The following is a 17,766-nucleotide window of genomic DNA, read 5'->3' on the forward strand; positions in this document are numbered from 1 at the left end:
GAGGAAAGAGCGCCCTACTTCACCTCCGCCAGCGCCGCGAGGATGCGGGCCCAGGAACGGATGCCTTTCTGGAAACTGCGGAGGTCGTACTTCTCGTTCGGCGAGTGGATATTGTCGTCGTCGAGGCCGAAACCGACGAGCAGCGAATCCAGCCCAAGCGTACGCTTGAAGTCCGCGACGATCGGGATCGAGGCGCCCGAGCCCATCAACACGGTCTCCTTGCCCCATTCCTCGGTCAGCGCGGTCTTGGCCGCGGCGAGCGGCTTCATGTTCCAGTCGAGCGCAATCGCAGGCCCGGCAGAGTGGTCGCCGAACTCGACCTTGCAGTCTCCCGGAATGCGCGCCGTCACGTACTCACGGAAAGCCTTGCGGATCTTTTGCGGATCCTGCCCTTCGACCAGTCGGAACGAGACCTTGGCCGAGGCGTGCGACGGGATCACCGTCTTCGAGCCCTCACCGATATAACCGCCCCAGATGCCGTTGACGTCGCAGGTCGGACGCGTGGAAGCTTGCTCGACCAGGAGCCTGCCCTTCTCGCCGGCCGGTATCGATAGCCCAACGGGCTTGAGGAATGTGTCCGGCGTGAAATCGAGCTTCTTCCACTGCGCGAGAATATCCGGCGGCGTGTCCTTCACCCCATCATAGAAGCCCGGAATGGTGATGCGATTGTCGTCGTCGAACAGCGCGCCGAGAATTTTGGTCAGCACCCGGATCGGGTTCATCGCGCTACCGCCGAACACGCCGGAATGCAGGTCGCGATTGGCGGCGGTGATCTTGAGCTCCTCATAGAGCAGGCCGCGCAGCGAGGTCGTGATCGCCGGCGTGTTGCGGTCCCACATGCCGGTGTCGCAGACCAGCACGTAGTCAGCCTTAAACTCGTCCTTGTTGGCTTCGATGAAGGGCACGAAGTTCTTCGAGCCGACTTCTTCCTCGCCTTCAATCAAAAACGTGACGTCGATCGGCAGCGACCCCGTCACCTTCTTCCAGGCGCGGCAGGCCTCGACGAAGGTCATGACCTGGCCCTTGTCGTCCTCGGCGCCGCGCGCCACGATGATCTTGCGGCCATCGGCATGGTCGGTCACAACAGGCTCGAATGGCGGGCGGTGCCAGAGCTCGAGCGGATCGACCGGCTGCACATCATAGTGGCCGTAGAACAGCACATGCGGACGGCCGCCCGCGAAGCTCTTGCCGACGACCGCGGGATGGCCGGCGGTTGGCCTCACTTCAGTGGCAACGCCGAGGCTCGCGATGTCCCTGGCAAGATGCTCGGCCGCCGCCTTGCAATCGGCCGCGAAGGCCGGATCGGCGGAGATCGACTTGATCCGCAACAGCGAGAACAGGCGCTCCAGGCTGTTGTCGAACTCCTTATCGATGTGGTCGAGCACGGATTGAAGCTGCGCATTTGCCATTGGTCGTATTCCCTGCGTTCGAATCCCAAGACGTCGGGGCTCAAGATGTCTTCTCAAGAACTATCGGCTTTTAGCGCTGCCGCGGCGTTGGGGCCAGCCGCAACCGGCGGATGCCGGATGTGCCATGCGAGACTAGCTGCGAGCACCGCCGTGGCGACGAGGTTGTTGCCCCAGGCCTGCAAGACATTTGGAAACCACGGCAGCGCCAGCAGCATGAGGATGCCGGCGGCGCCAAGGGCGAGCCAGGTTCCAAGGCGCACGTTCGCCCGCTCGTCGAAGGCGGCACGATGCATCAGCACCGTCATCGGGAAGAACAGCCACATGAAGTAGTATTGCCGCGCCAGAGGCGATGCCACCGTCATCAGGCAGAACAGGATGCCGAGTTCCTCGGCGTCCGAACGCGCCGTGCGCCGCGCTTGCCGTGGCATGACCGCGACGAAGCCGAGTCCGAGCAACGCCGACAGCGCCAGCACGATCCAGTTCGCCGTCCTGTAATCGACGTCGATGACATTCATCGTGCGCGGCGGCTTGCTCGGATCCTCCTGATTGTAGTTGATTGGCCGGACCAGCCGGTGCGTGACAGCAATGAGTGACTGGTTCACCCACGACCAGTTCTGCTCGTCGCGCTGGCCAAATCCTTTTTCCGAACTCGACCCGACCATGCCCTGATACCAGGTCTTGACCTCGGCGGCGTTGCGCTCGAAGCCGCGAATGGGGGCCGGCACGATATAGAGAAGTATGCCGGCGAACGCGACCGTAGCGACGGCGGCTCCCCACTTTCGCCGCCAGACCAGATAGGGCAGCACCGCAATGGGAAACACCTTGATGGCGGCGGCGAGCGCGAACATGAAGCCTGCGAGCCAGGAGCGCTGATGCTGCAAACTCCAGAAGCCGTAGAGCATCATCGCCAGCAAGACGAGGTTCGGCTGGCCAAGATCGAACATGTCGAACACGAAGGTCACGGTGACGAGAGCGGGCAGCGCCTCCAGCCAAGGGCCAGGCGTCCGGCCCGAACCGCTCATGGCATTGGAGAGCATCCCGGTGTACCACCACGCCGCAATATTCAGGATCGACAGCACGCTGTAGAGCGCGATCTTGCCGAACCAGCTCGGGACTGCCAGCAGGATCGCCGGCAGCGGTGGGTAGATGAACTCGAAGTACTGGTGGATATCGCCGGGATAGAGCGGCCCACCCTTCAAGACCTGCTGCCCGGCCCAGTACCACAGGCCGTAGTCCTTGGTCTTGCCGTGCCCGAAGATCTCGGGACCAAGGACATCGGCAGCCAGGATGAAGCAGCAGAGCAGGAAGAGCAGGTCGAGTGGCGCACGCAACGACAGGGTTCGGAGTGCGCCGGATCGAACGAAAGATTTAGGTGAGGTCACGATGTGGTCCAGTCAGGGGCCATAGCACCTAGCAGACCAACGAACGCTTGGAGAGTCCTGATCACCCGAATTTGTACCCGCCGCGCACAAGCGGCGGGTTTGCGGAGGAGTTGCCTCAAACGAGGCTTTCTGCCTACCTGCGCAGCAAGCCGCCGAGCGCGCCGCGGACCAGCGTGCGGCCGATCGAGCCACCAAGCTGGCCGGCGACGGACTTGCCGATATTGGCCGCCATCCCCCCGATTACCTGATTGGTGACCGATCGGGTCACGTCGCGGGCGATGACCTGGCCCGTCGAGAGGCGGCCGCGCTTGACGTTCGTGCCGAAGATGGTGCCGACCATCGAGCCGATCTGGCCGAGGATGCCACCGCCTCCAATGCCGCCGGCCGCGCCGGGATCGGCAGTCGCCGCCGTGCCGGCAATGCGCTTCTGGATGATCTCGTAGGCGGACTCTGCATCAACGGCGGTGTCGTATTTGCCCTTCACCGGGCTTGCATCCATGATCGCCTTGCGCTCTTCCGGCGTGATCGGTCCGATCCGGGCCGATGGCGGCCGGATCATCACCCGCTCGACCATCGCCGGCGTGCCGTTGCCTTCGAGAAAGGACACCAGCGCCTCGCCCTTGCCGAGCTCCATGATCACCTTGGCGGTGTCGAGCTTCGGGTTGGGGCGGAAGGTCTGGGCCGCAGCGGCGACCGCCTTCTGGTCGCGCGGGGTGAAGGCGCGCAGCGCGTGCTGCACCCGGTTGCCCAATTGTCCGAGCACGCGGTCGGGCACGTCGACCGGGTTTTGAGTCACGAAATAAACGCCGACGCCTTTGGAGCGGATCAGGCGCACCACCTGCTCGATCTTGTCCATCAGCGCCTTGGGCGCGTCGTTGAACAACAGATGCGCCTCGTCGAAGAAGAAGACCAGCTTCGGCTTGGGCAGGTCACCGGCCTCGGGCAGCTCCTCGAACAATTCCGACAGCATCCACAGCAGGAATGTCGCGTAAAGCCGTGGGCTCTGCAGCAGTTTGTCGGCGACGAGGATGTTGACCATGCCGCGGCCGTCGCGGTCGGTCTTCATGAAGTCCTTCAGCGTCAGCGCCGGCTCGCCGAAGAATTTGGTGGCGCCCTGGTTCTCGAGCACCAGAAGCTGGCGCTGGATGGTGCCGACCGTGGCCTTGGTGACATTACCAAAACCCTGCGCCGCCTTCTTGATCTCGGCAAGCGGACTGTCCTCGGCATCCGTCCCCTTCTTGCCCGCATCGGGCACGATGGCATCGAGCAGCGCGCGCAGATCCTTCATGTCGATCAGGGTCAGCCCGTTGTCGTCGGCGACGCGAAAGGCGACGTTGAGCACGCCTTCCTGCACGTCGTTCAGGTCCAGCATACGTGCGAGCAGCAGCGGGCCCATTTCTGTGACGGTCGCACGGACCGGGTGGCCCTGCTCGCCGAACACGTCCCAGAACACCGTCGAGAACTGGTCGGGCTCGAACGTCAGTCCCATCTCGGTGGCGCGCTTGACGATGAAATCCGCGGGCACGCCGACCTCGGAGATGCCCGAGAGGTCGCCCTTGATGTCGGCCGCGAAGACCGGAACACCGGCGCGCGCAAATCCTTCCGCCATAACCTGCAGCGAGACCGTCTTGCCGGTTCCGGTTGCACCTGTGACGAGGCCGTGGCGATTGGCGAACGCCAGCGTCAGCCAAGCCTGCTCGTTTCCTTTACCGACGAAGATTTTGTCGTCGGTATCACCGAGCTTGCTGTCCTGTGCGGTCATTATTCCCTGATCTCTCTGCCCTGTTTCGCATATCGAAACTCGAATGCACAGTTCCGTAGTTTAACGCATGTCGCGCGCTGATTGAAACCATTCAACGCGCTCCGGGCATGCGACATCGTCGGAAATATGCAGGTGGACATCCGCCGAAAGTAGGAAGGACGCATTCGCATCGCGGCATTTTTTTGCCGATTTCATCTCCGCTCTTGCATCACTGCAACACTTCTCGCGCGTTCGAGAATGAATCGGAACGTTGATGGCGTTCATCGCTTGTATTTCACACCACACCGGCTCAAGATCATTTTCGAAAGCAATACTCCGGCATGTGAACCGGCTGAGGGGCGGCCATATGGACGAGCTAATCGGGCGGCTGGCGACAAACGCCAGCATAGATAGTGCTGTCGCCGAAAAGACCGTCGGCATTATCTTGGGCTTCCTCCGCAACGAGGGTCCTTCCGACAGCGTCCAGGTCCTGATCGACCAGATTCCAGGTGCAGAAGCGGCAATCGAGGCATCCGGCACCGGCGGAGGACTGTCGCGGCTGATGGGCGGCGGCCTGATGGCGGTCGGCACGCGCCTGATGGGCCTGGGACTTGGCATGTCCGAGATTCAGAACATCGCCCGTGAACTTTTTCGCTTCGGCCGAGACAAAATCGGAGCGGATCAGATGGGCAAGATCATCGCGGGGACCCCGGGCCTCAGCCAGTTCGCCTGACGCCTGCGCATTTCACATCGAGTATCATGACATATCCGATCTCCGAGATTGAGGGCCTGTCGGCCTTTGCCGCCAACAAGTTGAAGGCGCAGGGTATCCGCACCACCGACGCGCTGCTCGAGGCGGCTTCGACCGTGAAGGGCCGCAAGGCGCTCTCCGTGAAGACCGGCATCAGCGAGCAGTTGCTGCTGGAATGGGCCAACGTCTCCGACTACATGCGCATCCCCGGCATGGGCAGGGCCAAGGTCGGTCTGGTCCGCGCCGCCGGCGTCACCACCGTGCGCGAGCTCGCCTACCGTAACCCGGCAAGGCTCGCCCAGAGCATGCGGGACGCCAACGAGAAGAAAAAGCTGCTCCGCATCCTGCCCTCGGAGAAGTCGGTCGGCGACATCATCGCCAAGGCGAAGAAGCTGCCGCCGAAGATTTCGTATTAGGACTGCTGCTCTCCGCATACGGGGTGGGCGCTACTCTCTCGGCATTGTTTTGCCCGATGAGCAACAATGCATCCCAACTCTGCCGTCATACCCCGCGAAAGCGGGGTATCCAGTACGCCGCGGCTCCTCCGTATCGCGGCACTGTCTCTGGATACTGGATTGCCCGCTTTCGCGGGCAATGACAGCGAGGGTGTGCGACGCCCTGTCCAAACGCTGGCAACCCACGCCTTCCCGTCTTGACTCCCCCTCCCCGACCGCTAAAGCGGGCCGCATGAATGCCTCGCCCTCCCCATCCGTCCCGGCGGCCGGTTCAGTCGGGCTTGACGTGCTGCGGACGTTACTGGAGCGGCCGATCCCGGCGGTGATGGGCGTGCTCAACGTCACCCCGGATTCATTCTCCGACGGCGGCGAATTCATCGCGCCCGAGCAGGCACTCGCGCGGGCGCGGGCGATGATCGAGGTGGGGGTCGACATCATCGATATCGGTGCCGAGTCCACCCGGCCCTACAAGGGCGCCCGGCCGGTCACCGCGGCAGACGAACTGGCCCGGCTCAAGCCGGTGCTATCGGACATCGTGGCGCTCGGCGTGCCGGTCTCGATCGACAGCATGAAGGCCGAGGTGGTGGCCTTTGCGCTCGATCAGGGCGCTGCGATCGCCAACGACGTCTGGGGCCTGCAACGCGACGCCGGCATGGCGCCGCTGGTGGCCGCGAGGAGCGTCCCTGTCATCGTCATGCATAACCGCGACAGGGTCGATCCCGCCATCGACATCATTGCGGACATGAAGGCGTTCTTCCAGCGCTCGCTGGATATCGCGGCACAAGCCGGCATCGCCCGCGACAAGATCGTGCTCGATCCCGGCATCGGCTTCGGCAAGACGGCAGAACAGAGCATGATTGCACTGGCACGACTTCGCGAGCTCGACATGTTCGGCCTGCCGATCCTCGTTGGTGCCTCGCGAAAACGCTTCATCGCCTCGGTGTCGCCGTCGGAGCCGACCGAGCGGCTCGCCGGCTCGATCGCCGCACATCTGCTCGCCGCACAACGCGGCGCGAAAATCATCCGCACCCACGACGTCGCCGAGACCTTGCAGGCCCTGCGAGTGGCGCACGCAATCGAGAGCAAGCCATGACCGATACGATCTTCGTAACCGGCCTGTCGATCCATGCCCGCCACGGCGTGATGGAGCACGAGACCGAGGTCGGCCAACGCTTTGTCATCGACCTCGAGCTCTATACCGACCTGTCGGAGCCTTCCCGCAGCGACCGGCTCGCCGACACCGTGTCCTACGCCGACGTCGTGGCGACCACCACCGCGGCCTTCAAGAACACCAATTACAAGCTACTGGAGCGCGCGGCCGGCGCGGTGGCCGACGCCATCCTGTCGCACTTTCCGCGCATCCGTGCGGTCAAGATCACCGTGCACAAGCCGCATGCGCCGATCGCCGCGATCTTCGACGACGTCGGCGTCATGCTGACGCGCTCGCGGCACCCCTGACATGGCGAGCGTCCTGATTGCGCTCGGCGGCAATGTCGGCGATGTCCGCGCTACCTTCCAGAAGGCAATCGCCCATATCTGCGGCATGGCGCAGGCCGCTTTGATCGCGCGCTCGTCGGACTATGCGACGCCGCCCTGGGGCGACGAGGACCAGGCTCCCTTCATCAACGCCTGCATCGAGATCGAGACCAGCCTTGATCCGCATGCGCTCCTGTTCGTGATGCAGAAGGTCGAGCAGAAATTCGGCCGCACGCGCGATAAAGAGCGGCGCTGGGGCCCGCGCACGCTCGATCTCGACATGATCGCCTATGACGATGTGTCGATGCAGAAGCCTGACCTGACCCTGCCGCATCCGCGCCTATTCGAGCGCGCCTTTGTGCTGGTGCCGCTGGCCGAGATCGCGCCCGACCGCGTGATCGCAGGCATTCGTGTCCATGACGGTCTCGCCAGCGTCTCGACACAAGGCATTGAGCGGCTTCCGGATACCGGTTAACCAAAAACAACCGTTTGCAGGGACGGCCGGCCGTGGCAATTTCGCCTGCGAACAACAAGATTTTCGGGAGCCCTTCGCCGCATGACCTCCGCGACTGACGACCTGCCGCTGGCGGCGGATTTTCCCAAGGCGACCGTCGACGACTGGCGCAAGCTGGTCGATGGCGTGCTAAAGGGCGCGCCGTTCGAGAAGCTGGTCGCCAAGACCTATGACGGACTCAAGATCGATCCGCTCTATCCGCGCGCCAAAGGTGTTGCGCCCGTGGTGGGCCGGCCGGCGGCGGCGCCCTGGCGGATCATGCAGCGGATCGACCATCCCGATGCAAGTGCGGCGAATGCGCAGGCACTGACCGATCTCGAAAATGGCGCGACGGGTCTGGCGCTGGTGTTCGCCGGCGGCAATGCCGCTCACGGTTTCGGGCTGGAACCGACCGCCGACGCAGTCGCAAGGATCTTGAAGGACGTCCATCTCGATGCCGGCATCGGCCTCGAGCTCGAGATCGGTCCGCAATCGCGGATGGCGGCGATCCACGTCGCGGAATATGTGAAGAGCAAGGGCATCGATCCCGGGGCCTGCGACATCCGCTTCGGGCTCGATCCGCTCGCGGCCTGCGCGGTGTGGGGCCACAGCCCCTATACCTGGGATGAGATCGTTCCGGCCATCACCGGCGGCGTCAAGGGCCTCTCCGCGCTCGGCTTCAAGGGGCCGTTTACATCGGCCGACGGACGCGTGATCCACGATGCCGGTGGCTCGGAGGCGCAGGAGCTCGCCTTCGCGCTCGCCTGCGGCGTCGCTTATTTCCGCGCGATCGAGGGCGCGGGCGTTCCTCTGGAGCAGGCGCAGGGCATGGTCTATGCGCGGCTTGCCGCGGATGCAGACCAGTTCCTCACCATGGCAAAATTCCGCGCATTGCGGCTGCTGTGGGCGCGTATCGAGACGGCGTGCGGGCTCACGCCAAAACCGCTGTACATCGCCGCCGATACCGCTTGGCGCATCCTGACGCAGCGCGATCCCTATGTGAACATGCTGCGCGCGACCATGGCGACGTTTGCGGCCGGACTTGCCGGCGCCAACGCGGTCACCGTGCTGCCGCATACGCTGGCGCTCGGCCTGCCCGATCCATTCGCACGGCGCGTGGCGCGCAATACTCAGCTCGTGCTGCTGGAAGAGAGCAACCTCGCCAAGGTCAGCGATCCCGCGGCAGGCGCAGGCGGCATCGAGACGCTGACCGGCCAGCTCTGCGACGCGGCTTGGGCGCTCTTCCAGGAGAGCGAGAGAGCCGGCGGCGCCTTCGCTGCGCTTCAGCAGGGCCTGTTCCAGAGCAAGGTCGCGGCTGCGCGAAAAGCCCGCGACGCCAACATCGCAAAACGCCGCGACGTGCTGACCGGCGCCAGTGAGTTTCCGAACCTGCACGAGAACGAGACTGCGGTGCTGAAGGCGACGCCGATCGCGCTGGCGCCCTATGGCGAGCAAAAATACAAGTTCGACCCGCTGCCGCCGATCCGGCTTGCGGAACCGTTCGAGGCGCTGCGCGACAAATCCGATGCGGCCTTGAAGGCACACGGCGCGCGGCCGAAAGTCTTCTTGGCCAATCTCGGCACGCCCGCTGATTTCACGGCGCGCGCGACCTTTGCCAAAAGCCTGTTCGAGACCGGCGGCATCCAGGCTGTCGACAGCGAGGGCTTCGCTGATCCGGCCCAGCTAGCTGCGGCCTTCAAGGCCTCCGGCGCCGGGCTCGCCTGTCTTTGTTCCAGCGACAAGGTTTATGCGGAACACGCCCAAGCCGCGGCGCAGGCCCTGCAAACCGCCGGGGCCCGACTTATCTATCTGGCAGGCCGCCCGACCGATGTCGAGGCGGCGCTGCGTGCAGCCGGCGTCACCGGCTTCGTCTTTGCCGGTGCCGATGCGCTTGCGACGCTGCAAGACACGTATCGACGGATGGAGCAGCCATGACGGAAGCAGGCAAACCCGTTCTCACCGGCGGCTGCCAATGCGGGGCAGTGCGCTTTGGAGTCATGACGGCGCCGAACAGGGTTTCGATCTGCCACTGCCGGATGTGCCAGAAGGCCAGCGGCGCGCCGTTCGCCTCTTTTGCCGACATCAACAAGACGGACTTCGCCTGGACCAAGGGAAAGCCGTCGTTCTTCCGCTCCTCCTCCATCGCCGAGCGCGGCTTTTGCGCCGCCTGCGGCACGCCGCTGAGCTTTGGCCGCATCGACGGCGATCGGATCGAGATCATGACCGGCGCGTTCGACCGCCCGGACCACGTGGTGCCGACGCGGCAGTTCGGCACCGAGTCCCGTCTCGGCTGGGTGGTCGGGATCGCCAATCTTCCAAGCCAGACCACGCAGCAGAATTACGGACCGGAGAAGATGGCGACCATCGTCAGCCATCAGCATCCGGACCATGATTGAGGCGCCGCCATGTTTCAGCTGCTCGGACAAACGTTGCTCGGTCTGGCAGAATGGAAGATTGGGAAGCTGTTCGCGCGGCTGCTCTGGGTTGGGACCGGCCAAATTACTCAGAGCCGCTTGGACGATCCCGTCTACAAGAAAAATGTGCAAAAGCTGATTGAGCGCAATCGCAGGTTTGAGGATCCCAAGGAATGACCCGCATTCCCAATTTCGCCGACGTCGCCTTCGAGCGCGCCGCCGCCGGCGCCCCGACCGGCAGCGCCGAGCCGTGGCTGACGCCCGAGGGCATTCTGGTGAAGCCCGCTTATAGCGAGGCCGATCTGGCCGGGCTCGACTTCCTCGATACCTATCCGGGCATCGCGCCTTATCTGCGCGGCCCCTACCCGACCATGTATGTCAACCAGCCTTGGACCGTCAGGCAATATGCCGGCTTCTCCACCGCGGAGGATTCCAACGCGTTCTACCGCCGCAATCTCGCGGCCGGACAGAAGGGCCTCTCGGTCGCGTTCGATCTCGCCACCCATCGCGGCTATGACAGCGACCATCCGCGCGTCGGCGGCGACGTCGGCATGGCCGGCGTTGCCATCGATTCCATCTACGACATGCGCACGCTGTTTGCGGGCATTCCGCTCGACCAGATGAGCGTGTCCATGACCATGAACGGCGCGGTGCTGCCGATCCTCGCGCTCTACGTTGCGGCGGCCGAGGAACAGGGCGTGCCGCCGGAGAAGCTCTCAGGGACCATTCAGAACGACATTCTGAAAGAGTTCATGGTGCGCAACACCTACATCTATCCGCCCGCGCCTTCGATGCGGATCATCTCGGACATTTTTGCGTATACCTCGCAAAAAATGCCGAAATACAATTCGATCTCGATCTCCGGCTATCACATGCAAGAGGCCGGCGCGACGCAGGACCTCGAGCTCGCCTATACGCTGGCCGACGGCGTCGAATACCTTCGTGCCGGCCTTGCGGCGGGCCTCGATGTCGACCGCTTCGCGCCGCGGCTGTCGTTCTTCTGGGCGACCGGGATGAACTTCTTCATGGAAGTGGCCAAGATGCGCGCCGCGCGGCTGCTCTGGGCGAAGCTGCTGAAGCCTTTCAATCCGAAGGATCCGCGCTCGCTGTCACTGCGCACGCATTGCCAGACATCCGGCTGGTCGCTGACCGCGCAGGACGTCTTCAACAACGTGATGCGCACGACTGTGGAAGCGATGGCGGCGACGCAAGGCCACACCCAGTCGCTGCACACCAATGCGCTCGACGAGGCGCTCGCTTTGCCGACCGACTTTTCGGCGCGCATTGCCCGCAACACCCAGCTCTTCCTGCAGCACGAGAGCGGCACCACCCGCATCATCGATCCCTGGGGCGGCTCGTATTATGTCGAGCGTCTCACCCGCGACCTCGCCGCCAAGGCCTGGGGCCACATCCAGGAGGTCGAGGAGCTCGGGGGTATGGCCAAGGCGATCGAGGCCGGCGTACCGAAGCTGCGCATCGAGGAAGCCTCGGCCAAGACCCAGGCCCGCATCGACGCCGGCAAGCAGGCGGTGATCGGCGTCAACAAATACAAGCCGACGGACGAAGCTCCGATCGATATCCTCAAGGTCGACAATACCAATGTCCGCCGGCTCCAGATCGACAAGCTGACGCGGCTGAAGTCCGAACGCAACCAAAAGGACGTCGAGGCCGCGCTCGCCGCGCTGACGCGCTCGGCGGGCGAAGGCAACGGCAATCTGTTGGCGCTGGCCATCGACGCTGCGCGCGCGAAGGCAACCGTCGGCGAGATCTCGGACGCGATGGAGAAGGTGTTCGGCCGGCACCGCGCCGAGATCAAATCCATCACCGGCGTCTACAAGCGGGAGGCGTCCAGCATGGGTAACCGGGTCGAGAAGGTTCAGGCGCTGATCGACGCCTTCGAGGAGGCGGAAGGCCGCCGTCCGCGCATCCTGGTCGCAAAAATCGGTCAGGACGGTCACGACCGCGGCCAGAAGGTGATCGCGTCGGCCTTCGCCGATATCGGCTTCGACGTCGACATTGGGCCGCTGTTCGCGACCGCCGACGAAGCCGCGCGCCAAGCGGTCGAGAACGACGTCCACATCCTCGGCGTCTCCTCGCTTGCCGCCGCCCACCTCACCGCAGTGCCGGAGCTCAAGGCCGCGCTGAAGAAGCAGGGCCGCGACGACATCATGATCATCGTCGGCGGCGTGGTGCCGCCACAGGATTACGATGCGCTCTACGCGGCCGGCGCGGAAGCCATCTTCCCGCCGGGCACGGTGATCGCGGACGCGGCCGAGGAGCTGATCCGCAAGCTGAACGCCCGGCTCGGGCATAGCGAGGCGGCAGAGTAATTCGGCCGCCGCTCGGCAATCCGCCCATTCTTCACCGAGACCGCCGACAACGACGCCGCCATGACCGCAATGGTGAAGGGGGTGACTGCATCGCTCATGGTCGCAAAGATGAAGCGCGATGCGAGCGCGACTGCGACGACTGGTTCGCGGAATTGAAGCGGAGCCTGCTCAGATGGGCGCGGTGACGTTTGCGTCCTCAACCGAGGCGGGCAAGACTCCCGGCCTCGCCTTCCACTATTCCACGCATGAGGGCCGCGTTGCCCGCAGAGCGCTGGTAGCGCTACCTTGCAGCCGCGCTGCAAAGCCGACTAGAATGTCGCCATAGACAAGAGCGCCCGACGTCGTGGGCGCCGCTGGGAGGCATTGATGTCCAAGATTACGCGCCGCAGCTTTGCGGCTTCATCTGCCGCAGTCGCGGCATCCGCCGCATTCGGTCTCACACCCGTACGCGCGCAAGCCTATCCAGCGCGGCCCGTCACCGTGATCGTTCCCTGGGGCGCGGGCGGCGGCACTGACGCGACCGCGCGCATTGTCGCAGCGCTTCTGGAGAAGGATCTCGGCCAGCCCTTCAACGTGGTCAATCGCACCGGCGGCTCCGGCGTCGTCGGCCATACCGCGATCGCGACCGCGCAACCTGATGGCTACACCATCGGCATGCTCACCGTCGAAATCTCGATGATGCACTGGCAAGGGCTGACCGAGCTGGCGCCGAAGAGCTACACCCCGCTGGCGCTGATGAACGAAGACCCCCCGGGCATCCAGGTCTCCTCCTCCTCGCCCTACAAGACGGTGAAGGAGCTCGCGGAAGCCATCAAGGCGGCCCCTCCCGGCAAGTTCAAGGCCTCCGGCACCGGCCAGGGCGGCATCTGGCATCTGGCGCTGGTCGGCTGGATGCAGGCGATGGGCCTGCCTGCCAACCAGGTCGCCTGGGTGCCGTCCAACGGCGCCGCACCCGCGATGCAGGACCTCGCCGCCGGCGGCCTCGACCTCACCACCTGCTCGGTGCCGGAAGCCCGCGCCATCATCGAGGCCGGCAAGGCCAGGAGCCTTGCTATCATGGCGCCGGCGCGCAATCCCATCTTCAAGGACGTGCCGACGCTGAAGGAGGCGATGGGCATCGACTACGCGACCGGCGCCTGGCGCGGCATCGCCGGGCCGAAGAACCTGCCGCCGGAGATCGCAACGAAGCTCACCGCGGCGCTGCAGAAGGTCTACGACTCCGCCGAGTTCAAGGACTTCATGAGCAATCGCGGCTTCGGCACCGTGTGGGGCGATGCCGGCCAGTTCGCAAGCTTCATGGACAAGGGCGACGCCCAGATGGGCGAAGCGATGAAGGCGGCGGGTCTGAGCAAGGCGTGATCTTGTCACCTCTCCCCGCTTGCGGGGAGAGGTCGAATTTGAGCGCAGCCCAAATTCGGGTGAGGGGGAGTCTCTCCAAGTCCAGCTTTCACCGCCAACGCGGACGCAGCCCCGGACTCCACCCTCTCTCCGTAAGAACGGGGTGAGGGATAAGAAATCTCATAGGATCCTCCCATGCGCCTTCCCGACTCCGTCACGGGATCGTTTCTCGTCGTGCTCGGCACCGCAGCCGCCTATGGCGGCTGGCTGCTGCCGCCGGTACCCGGGCAGCCGGTCGGCCCCAACGTATTTCCGCTCGTGATCGGCATTGGGCTTGCGCTGTGCGGGCTCGCGATCGTGTTCGGGATCGGTCACACCTTCGAAGAGGCGGAAGAGCTGATCCCGCTCGAGGATGGCCAGGCAGCGGCTGCCCCGCCGCCTCAGGGAAAGTTGTACGGCCTGCGCGCGCTGCTGCCGCCGGCGCTGTTGCTGTTCTACGTGGTCGCGGCCGACCGGCTCGGCTTCATCATCACCGCGGCGATCATGGTCTACGTCACCTCGACCGCGTTGGGGGCAAAGTGGAAGCTGGCGCTGCCGCTCGCAGCGCTGGCGCCGTTCGCCATCCACCTCATCTTCGGCAAGCTGCTGCGCGTGCCGCTTCCCGCCGGCCTGTTGCCGACACCCTGGTGACCCCATGCTGAAAACCCTGATTGAAGCGTTCGCACTGATCTCCACCTGGGAGGTCATCATCGCGATGTTCGCAGCCTCGGTGTACGGGCTCGTGATCGGCTCGCTGCCGGGCCTGTCGGCGACGATGGCAACCGCCCTGCTCGTCCCCGTCACCTTCTATCTCTCGCCGATCGCGGCGATTGCGACCATCGTGGCGGCCTCCTCGATGGCGATCTTCTCCGGCGACATCCCCGGTGCGCTGCTGCGCATCCCCGGCACGCCCGCCTCCGCCGCCTATGCCGACGAGGCTTACGCCATGACCCGGAAGGGACAGGCCGAGTTGGCGCTCGGGGCCGGCGTGTGGTTCTCGGCCGTGGGCGGCATCGCCGGCGTGCTGTCGCTGATGATTCTGGCGCCGCCGCTAGCCGAGATCGCGCTCTCGTTCTCGACCTTCGAGTATTTCTGGCTGGCGCTGCTCGGCCTGATGTGCGCGACGCTGGTGGCGCGCTCCTCGCCGGTGAAGGCGATCGCCGGCATGTTCCTCGGTCTGCTGGTCTCCTGCGTCGGCATCGAAAATCCCGGCGGCGTGCCGCGCTTCACCTTCGGCCTCACCGATCTGTTCGGCGGCATCGAGCCGATCCCCGCGCTGGTCGGCGTGTTCGCGGTCGCCCAGGTGATGCGCGCGATGCTGACGCCCGAGCCGCCGCCGCTGCCGCGGCGCAAATTCGGAAGCATCATGGCCGGTCAGTGGAAGCTGACCAAGAAATACCATTGGCAGATGACGCGCGGGAACATCGTCGGCATCATCATCGGCGTGCTGCCCGGAGCCGGCGCCGACATGGCCGCCTGGGTGTCCTATGCGATGTCGAAGCGCTTCTCCAAGGAACCGGAGAAATTCGGTACCGGCCATGTCGAGGGCCTGGTCGAGGCCGGCGCCAGCAACAATGCCAGCATCGCCTCGGGCTGGGTGCCATCATTACTGTTCGGCATTCCCGGCGACACCATCGCTGCGATCGCGATCGGCGTGCTCTACATGAAGGGGCTCAACCCCGGACCGACGCTGTTCACCGAGAAAGCGTCGAGCATGTACGCGATCTATCTGATGTTCATCATCGCGAACATTTTGATGATCCCGCTCGGTATCGCCATGATCCGGGTTGCCGCCTACATCCTGCTGGCACCGCGCTCCGCCATCATGCCCATCATCATGCTGTGCTGCGCAGTCGGCTCGTTCGCTATCGGCAACAACATGTTCGGCGTCGTCACCGTCGCCGCCTTCGGCGTGATCGGCTATGTCATGGAAGCCAACGGTTATCCCGTCGCCGCGATGGTGCTCGGCATCGTCATGGGCACCATGGTCGAGCAGGCCTTTGTCACTTCGCTGATCAAGTCGGACGGCAGCATTTTGCCGTTTTTCGAGCGCCCCGTGGCCGCGATCCTCGCCGCCATGGCGATCGGGGCGCTGCTGTGGCCGGTGATGGTCTGGGCGTGGCGAAAGCTGAAACCGGTGCGGACCGGAGTGGCGGCGACATCCCGGTGATATCGGGCGGGCGGCCCTCGCCTGCCCCACGCGGGCGTTGTAAAGCAGGGCATGGTTGAGAAAAAGCCTTCACTGGACATCAAATCCCTCGCCCATGACCTTCGCGCCGGCAGCCGCGCGGCGCTGGCGCGGGCCATCACGCTGGTCGAGAGCCGGCGCAGCGACCATCAGGCGCTGGCGCGCGAGCTGGTGCAGATGCTCTTGCCTGACACCGGCAGAGCGCTCCGCGTCGGCATCACCGGCTCGCCCGGCGTCGGCAAATCCACCACCATCGACGCGCTCGGCATCCATCTGATCGAACAGGGTCACAAGATCGCGGTGCTCGCAGTCGATCCGTCCTCAGCCCGCAGCGGCGGCTCGATCCTCGGCGACAAGACGCGGATGGCCCGGCTCTCGGCTTCCGACGATGCCTTCATCCGACCCTCGCCGTCCTCGGGCACGCTCGGCGGCGTCGCGGCCAAGACACGCGAGGCGATGCTGCTGTGCGAGGCGGCCGGCTTCGACGTCGTGCTGGTCGAGACCGTCGGCATCGGCCAGTCCGAGACCGCGGTCTGCGACATGACCGATTTCTTCCTGGCCTTGATGCTGCCAGGCGGCGGCGACGAATTGCAGGGCATCAAGAAGGGCCTGGTCGAACTCGCCGACATGATCGCGATCAACAAGGCCGACGGCGACAATCTCAAGCGCGCCAACATCACCGCCGCCGATTATCGCGGCGCGCTGCATATCCTGACGCCACGCTCCGAGCACTGGCATCCGCCGGTCGAGACCTATTCGGCGCTGACTGGCGACGGCATTGCGAAGATCTGGCAGAAAGTCCTCGATCACCGCAAGGCGATGAATGCCTCCGGCGACTTCGCCGCACGGCGGCGCGAGCAGCAGGTGAAATGGATGTGGTCGATGCTGGAGCAACGCATGCTGGCGCGGTTGCGCAGCGAGGCGTCGGTGCGAACCAAGGTCCGGAAGATCGAGACCGAGGTGGCCGACGGCCATCTCACGCCGGCGCTCGCCGCCGAAAAGATCCTGGAGTTGCTGCAATGAGCGACAAGCTCCGCGTTCTCCTCACCGCCTTCGGCCCGTTCCCCGGCGCGCCCTACAATCCGACCCAGCCGCTGGTCGCCCGGCTGGTGCAATTGCGCCGTCCCGCACTCGACGATGCCGCGATCTCCAGCCACATCTTCCCAGTCACCTATGCCGCGGTGGACCGGCAATTGCCGGAGGTGCTCGCGAAAGAGAAGCCCGACGCGCTGCTGATGTTCGGCCTCGCCGCACGCACGCCCTATCTGCGCATCGAGAGCCGCGCGCGCAACGCCGTCACCATGCTCTGGCCCGATGCCGCCAACACCCGCTCGAGCAAGCGCGGCATCGCCGGTAATGCGGACGCGCTGATTTTCGGCCCGCACACCGCAAGGCTGCTGCGCGCCGCCCGCCTCACCGGCATCGACGCGCGGCCCTCGCGCGACGCCGGCGCCTATCTCTGCAATTACCTGAGCTGGCGCGCGATCGAAAACGTCAGGGGCGGCGGGCCAAAGCTCGCCGCATTTATCCATATTCCCCTGCTCGCGCGCAGTGGCGCCGTGCGCCGCAAGGGCGCGCCGCGGATCACGCTGGAGGAACTGGTGGACGCCGGGGAAGCGATGCTGATGGAGATGGTACAGTTGGCACGGAAGGCTCGGAACACGACTGTGTAAACATTTAACCCTACCGCGAACAATCCTCACGGCCCCAGCCGCGCGGTCCCGTTTTTGCGCTACCTAACCGCTGCGGA

The 17,766-nt window shown here is 64.8% G+C and carries 17 protein-coding genes; 14 read left to right on the forward strand and 3 right to left on the reverse strand.

The window, feature by feature from the left end; translation table 11 throughout:
• Positions 1–14: 14 nt before the first annotated feature.
• The 3 genes from IVB50_RS39705 to IVB50_RS39715 all read right to left on the reverse strand — a co-directional run bounded on the left by IVB50_RS39705 (position 15) and on the right by IVB50_RS39715 (position 4,553).
• Positions 15–1,409: a M20/M25/M40 family metallo-hydrolase gene (locus IVB50_RS39705; protein WP_018456868.1), complete on the reverse strand. Its 1,395-nt coding sequence runs from the start codon at positions 1,407–1,409 to the stop codon at positions 15–17.
• Positions 1,410–1,462: 53 nt separating this feature from the next.
• Positions 1,463–2,791: a glycosyltransferase family 87 protein gene (locus IVB50_RS39710; RefSeq protein WP_026233257.1), complete on the reverse strand. Its 1,329-nt coding sequence runs from the start codon at positions 2,789–2,791 to the stop codon at positions 1,463–1,465.
• Between the two features lie 133 nt (positions 2,792–2,924).
• Positions 2,925–4,553, reverse strand: a complete 1,629-nt coding sequence (locus tag IVB50_RS39715) for a helicase HerA-like domain-containing protein (RefSeq protein WP_018456870.1) — start codon at positions 4,551–4,553, stop codon at positions 2,925–2,927.
• A gap of 346 nt (positions 4,554–4,899) precedes the next feature.
• Here IVB50_RS39715 and IVB50_RS39720 point away from each other — a divergent pair, with 346 nt between their 5' ends.
• The 14 genes from IVB50_RS39720 to IVB50_RS39785 all read left to right on the forward strand — a co-directional run bounded on the left by IVB50_RS39720 (position 4,900) and on the right by IVB50_RS39785 (position 17,689).
• The gene (locus IVB50_RS39720; protein ID WP_018456871.1) at positions 4,900–5,265 is read left to right on the forward strand and encodes a hypothetical protein; all 366 of its coding nucleotides are present in this window, start codon (positions 4,900–4,902) and stop codon (positions 5,263–5,265) included.
• A gap of 26 nt (positions 5,266–5,291) precedes the next feature.
• The gene (locus IVB50_RS39725) at positions 5,292–5,699 is read left to right on the forward strand and encodes a DUF4332 domain-containing protein (protein ID WP_018456872.1); all 408 of its coding nucleotides are present in this window, start codon (positions 5,292–5,294) and stop codon (positions 5,697–5,699) included.
• A gap of 271 nt (positions 5,700–5,970) precedes the next feature.
• Positions 5,971–6,831, forward strand: a complete 861-nt coding sequence (gene folP / locus IVB50_RS39730; RefSeq protein ID WP_026233258.1) for a dihydropteroate synthase — start codon at positions 5,971–5,973, stop codon at positions 6,829–6,831.
• Complete coding sequence (folB, locus tag IVB50_RS39735; RefSeq protein ID WP_018456874.1) at positions 6,828–7,196, forward strand: dihydroneopterin aldolase; 369 nt, start codon at positions 6,828–6,830, stop codon at positions 7,194–7,196. The genes folP and folB overlap by 4 nt, the downstream gene beginning before the upstream one ends.
• 1 nt (position 7,197) lies before the next feature.
• Positions 7,198–7,689, forward strand: a complete 492-nt coding sequence (folK, locus tag IVB50_RS39740; protein ID WP_018456875.1) for a 2-amino-4-hydroxy-6-hydroxymethyldihydropteridine diphosphokinase — start codon at positions 7,198–7,200, stop codon at positions 7,687–7,689.
• An 81-nt stretch (positions 7,690–7,770) separates the two neighbouring features.
• Positions 7,771–9,642, forward strand: a complete 1,872-nt coding sequence (locus IVB50_RS39745) for a methylmalonyl-CoA mutase subunit beta (RefSeq protein WP_018456876.1) — start codon at positions 7,771–7,773, stop codon at positions 9,640–9,642.
• Positions 9,639–10,103: a GFA family protein gene (locus IVB50_RS39750; protein WP_007608185.1), complete on the forward strand. Its 465-nt coding sequence runs from the start codon at positions 9,639–9,641 to the stop codon at positions 10,101–10,103. Before IVB50_RS39745 ends, IVB50_RS39750 begins: the two co-directional genes overlap by 4 nt.
• Positions 10,104–10,112: 9 nt before the next feature.
• Positions 10,113–10,298, forward strand: coding sequence for a hypothetical protein (locus IVB50_RS39755; protein WP_018456878.1), 186 nt, complete (start codon positions 10,113–10,115; stop codon positions 10,296–10,298).
• On the forward strand, positions 10,295–12,451 hold the full coding sequence (scpA, locus tag IVB50_RS39760) for a methylmalonyl-CoA mutase (protein WP_018456879.1): 2,157 nt from the start codon (positions 10,295–10,297) through the stop codon (positions 12,449–12,451). The genes IVB50_RS39755 and scpA overlap by 4 nt, the downstream gene beginning before the upstream one ends.
• 366 nt (positions 12,452–12,817) lie before the next feature.
• On the forward strand, positions 12,818–13,810 hold the full coding sequence (locus tag IVB50_RS39765) for a tripartite tricarboxylate transporter substrate binding protein (RefSeq protein WP_018456881.1): 993 nt from the start codon (positions 12,818–12,820) through the stop codon (positions 13,808–13,810).
• Between the two features lie 174 nt (positions 13,811–13,984).
• On the forward strand, positions 13,985–14,479 hold the full coding sequence (locus IVB50_RS39770) for a tripartite tricarboxylate transporter TctB family protein (protein ID WP_007608177.1): 495 nt from the start codon (positions 13,985–13,987) through the stop codon (positions 14,477–14,479).
• Positions 14,480–14,483: 4 nt separating this feature from the next.
• Complete coding sequence (locus IVB50_RS39775; RefSeq protein ID WP_018456882.1) at positions 14,484–15,998, forward strand: tripartite tricarboxylate transporter permease; 1,515 nt, start codon at positions 14,484–14,486, stop codon at positions 15,996–15,998.
• Positions 15,999–16,049: 51 nt separating this feature from the next.
• Positions 16,050–17,039 carry a methylmalonyl Co-A mutase-associated GTPase MeaB gene (meaB, locus tag IVB50_RS39780; protein WP_018456883.1) on the forward strand — a complete coding sequence of 330 codons (990 nt, stop codon included), beginning with the start codon at positions 16,050–16,052 and terminating at the stop codon, positions 17,037–17,039.
• Entirely contained in the window at positions 17,036–17,689 is a 654-nt protein-coding gene (locus tag IVB50_RS39785) for a pyroglutamyl-peptidase I (RefSeq protein WP_018456884.1), read from the forward strand. Before meaB ends, IVB50_RS39785 begins: the two co-directional genes overlap by 4 nt.
• Positions 17,690–17,766: the final 77 nt, after the last annotated feature.

The organism is Bradyrhizobium sp. 87 (assembly GCF_023073015.1).
GTDB lineage: Bacteria > Pseudomonadota > Alphaproteobacteria > Rhizobiales > Xanthobacteraceae > Bradyrhizobium > Bradyrhizobium canariense_D.